This window comes from Corynebacterium sp. UMB8791, from assembly GCF_054166365.1.
The window spans coordinates 1-383 of the sequence record NZ_JBSZCG010000009.1 but is presented as its reverse complement, the minus strand read 5'-3'; the positions used below and the strand labels follow the sequence as shown (position 1 = coordinate 383).

At 55.1% G+C, this 383-nt stretch carries 1 protein-coding gene; it reads right to left on the bottom strand.

The genetic code is table 11. The features are described from left to right. Window positions 1-77 precede the first annotated feature (77 nt). A partial coding sequence (locus tag ACXIUA_RS00045) for a toprim domain-containing protein (RefSeq protein ID WP_457975838.1) occupies window positions 78-383 on the bottom strand: 306 nt, incomplete at its 5' end.

Genomic DNA, 383 nt, shown 5'->3' with positions numbered 1-383 from the left:
CAGCGCGTTAGTGTTGTAGATGCGTGGCCTAGACTCTCCTGGTTCTGCTTCCAAATACATGAGTTCCATACTCGCTCCTAATCCCAATAAGCCTGAAGCGCCTCAGCGCCGTGCTCCTGATAGATACTGTTCGCGTCTTCCCCGTCAGGGAAGCGGATAACACGAACGTTGTTTAGTTTCTTCGCCAGCGCGCTAGCGAACTTGTCACCAGCCTCATCGCCGTCTGTGAACACGTTCACCCGGGTGTAACCCTCAAACAGGCTTGGCCAATGAGGCTGCATCGTGGTCGCGCCAGGAAAACCAGCCGTAGGCATCCCAGACAACGACAGGGTGATAGCGTCAATCTCCCCCTCGCATACCCCAACCTCTAAACCACCATCCAT